Below are 2,621 nucleotides of genomic sequence, written 5' to 3' on the forward strand. Positions count from 1 at the left end.
ACGGGCACGGTGCTCGTGTGCACTGGAGAAGGTGGCTGGATGCGAATGGAGTCTGTATTCATTCGGTTGCTCCCTGCGCGGTGTCTTGAGGACGACCGCGCGGCAGTGATGGAAAGAGGACGGCGGTCAGAACCAAAAGTCGTCTTCGCCAACCGCGATCCGCGACAGATCGACGGCCGATGCGGTTGGCAAGGCTTGTGGGGGAGGCGGGGACGGCGCAGGCGTTGATGCTGAAGACGCGGACAAGGGCGTCGAGAACAGCTCAAGGCGCTGATCCTTCAGCACCGCCTGGCCCAGCAGCACATAACCTTTGGCCTGCTTCTCAGCGGCCAGCCGCAGAATCGACAGTCCCACTCGGGCTGGATAACGGCGCTGCTGGCTCACCTGACCGGTGCGCCCCCAGCAGACCTCGAGGTCGCCGTCTGTGCGGCACCGATAGGCCCAGTCCTTGGAGCCGCCGTGCGCATGCCGATAGCGAAACAGCTGCCAGGGCGTCGGCTCCGGATCGCTCATTGCGCCCCGCTCCAGAGCGGGCCAAGCACATCAGCGGCAATGCGATGGATGGCTTCACGCTCCTCGGCCACCGCACGCGCGGTCAAGGCCTGATCGAGCGCATAGGCGAGCGGATTCGGCGCCCCCTTGAAGGTCACTGTCAGCCGTGCCCAGCGCACCAGGGCGCGCGTCGAGAGCGTCAGGGTCAGCTCGCTCTGCCCGGCGTTGCCGGTCAGATGATCGGCGCTCTCGCCCATGAACAGCCGCCGCACCTCATTGGCGACGACCACCAGCTTGTCGGCGATCTCCCTTGGTAAGGACGGTACCAGCTCAGCGAGCAGCGACTGCTCGACCTCAGGCTCCGGATAGCTCACCCGCAGCACGCGGAACCGGTCCAGGAACGCCAGGTTCTGGCGCAACACGCCCTGATAGAGCCCGGTCTGATCGCCAGCGCCGACACTGTTGCCGGTGGCGATGACGCGAAACTTCCGGTGCGGGCGGATCAGCTCACCGCCATTCTGGGCGATCACCAAAGGTGCGCCCTCGACGATGTCGTTGAGTCCGGCCAGCTCGGCCGGGTCCATCAGATCGAGCTCGTTGAGGATCAGCAGATGACCCTCGCGCGCGGCGAGCGCCAAGGGACCGTACACAAAGCGCGTACTGGCGTTGCTCAGCTGAAAGCTGCCGAGCAGATCACTCAGCTCCATGCGCCCATGACAGGTCACCTCCTGCACCGGCCAGTGGAGCCGGGCCGCGACCTGGCGGATCAGCGAGGTCTTGCCGCAGCGCCGAGGACACCAGCAAACGGTCGCGGTGCCGCCAAGCCCCAGCCTCGCAACGCCAAGCCCATCTCGAAACCGCCCATCCAGTCTTCCGCGCCGACGCACAAACAGCCTCCAAAGAGCGCACAACGAGCCCAAGCACGTCCCCTGGCAACTCGATGAACCCATCCGTGTGGTCGACATCGGCGCAAATCCCATCGACGGAACGCCACCCTATGCCGGCCTGCTGAAGCAAGGGGTTATCAGACTGGTCGGCTTCGAGCCTCAGCCCGACGCCCTCGCCAAGCTGCAACAGAGGAAGGGGCCGCACGAGACCTACTTGCCGCATGCCGTGGGCAACGGTGAACAGGCCACGCTGTACATCTGCCAAGCCTCCGGCATGACCTCGACGCTGAAGCCGAACACCGCCGTGCTCGATCATTTCCAGGGCTACCCGATCTGGGGCAAGGTCAAACGCACCGCACTGATGGACACCGTCCGTCTTGACGACGTGCCTGAGATCAGCCACATCGATTGGCTCAAGATCGACATCCAAGGCGGCGAGCTGACCGTCTTTAAGCATGGTGAACACAAGCTCAAAGACACCTTGGTCATCCAGACCGAGGCCAACTTCATCCAGCTCTATGAAGGGCAGCCGCTGTTTGCGGATATCGATCACTGGATGCGCGCGCATGGCTTCATGCTGCACACGCTGCTGGAGCAGCGGCGGCGGTTGTATGCGCCGATGAAGCTCAAGGGTGGCATCCATCAGGGCATCAACCAGCTGACCACTGCCGATGCGGTCTATATCCGTGACATCAACCAACTCGATACGCTGAGCACAGATCAGCTGAAGAAGCTTGCCGTCATCTTGCATGTTGCCTACGGCAGTTACGATCTGAGCCTGCGTTTGCTGCGTCGTCTCGGTCCGGACTTCGATGAGTCGGCTTACCTAAAGCAGATTGGTAAGCCGCTGCCGCTTACCTTGTCTGCGCAGCATCCTATTTCTGACGCTGCAGAAGTTCATCAGTCAAACGCAGTGGATGATGCTGAGCTGGACGCAGTCGAGATGATCTTTGTCGTCGGTTGTGGGCATACGGGGACAACTCTCATGGCGACGATACTCGGGGAAAGCGATGCTATCCATACCATTAAGCGCGAGACCGAATGGTTTCTGCATGGGCAGGACTTTTCTACCGAACTCAGGCAAGAGCGCGAGCAGGCGATTGCTGCAGGCAAGCGCTGCCTACTCGAAAAAACGCCGAGGCATGTGTATCGCTACGCGAAGATAACCGCCGCTTTCCCAAATGCAAAATTTGTGATAGACTTGTGACTAAATAATATCTTTAATTTTTTCAGTAACTTAGT

3 protein-coding genes are annotated in these 2,621 nt (G+C 61.2%); 1 reads left to right on the forward strand and 2 read right to left on the reverse strand.

Annotated features, from left to right (window positions below; translation table 11 throughout):
- Positions 1 to 126: 126 nt before the first annotated feature.
- Both VBE63_RS27145 and VBE63_RS27150 read right to left on the reverse strand, forming a co-directional pair.
- Positions 127 to 513: a hypothetical protein gene (locus VBE63_RS27145; protein ID WP_323686110.1), complete on the reverse strand. Its 387-nt coding sequence runs from the start codon at positions 511 to 513 to the stop codon at positions 127 to 129.
- Positions 510 to 1,322 (reverse strand): AAA family ATPase, encoded by an 813-nt coding sequence (locus tag VBE63_RS27150; RefSeq protein ID WP_323686112.1) that lies wholly within the window; start codon positions 1,320 to 1,322, stop codon positions 510 to 512. The genes VBE63_RS27145 and VBE63_RS27150 overlap by 4 nt, the downstream gene beginning before the upstream one ends.
- Positions 1,323 to 1,446: 124 nt before the next feature.
- On the opposite strand from VBE63_RS27150, the gene VBE63_RS27155 reads away from it, so the two are divergent.
- Positions 1,447 to 2,586, forward strand: coding sequence for an FkbM family methyltransferase (locus VBE63_RS27155; protein WP_323686111.1), 1,140 nt, complete (start codon positions 1,447 to 1,449; stop codon positions 2,584 to 2,586).
- The last annotated feature ends 35 nt before the right edge of the window (positions 2,587 to 2,621 follow it).

The sequence above is a fragment of the Lamprobacter sp. genome (genome assembly GCF_034860625.1).
In the GTDB taxonomy this organism is placed as follows: Bacteria; Pseudomonadota; Gammaproteobacteria; order Chromatiales; family Chromatiaceae; genus Lamprobacter.

Excerpts from the sequence above, each read along its gene's own strand:
- VBE63_RS27145 (WP_323686110.1), bottom strand. The coding sequence starts at position 513 with ATGAGCGATCCGGAGCCGACGCCCTGGCAGCTGTTTCGCTATCGGCAT.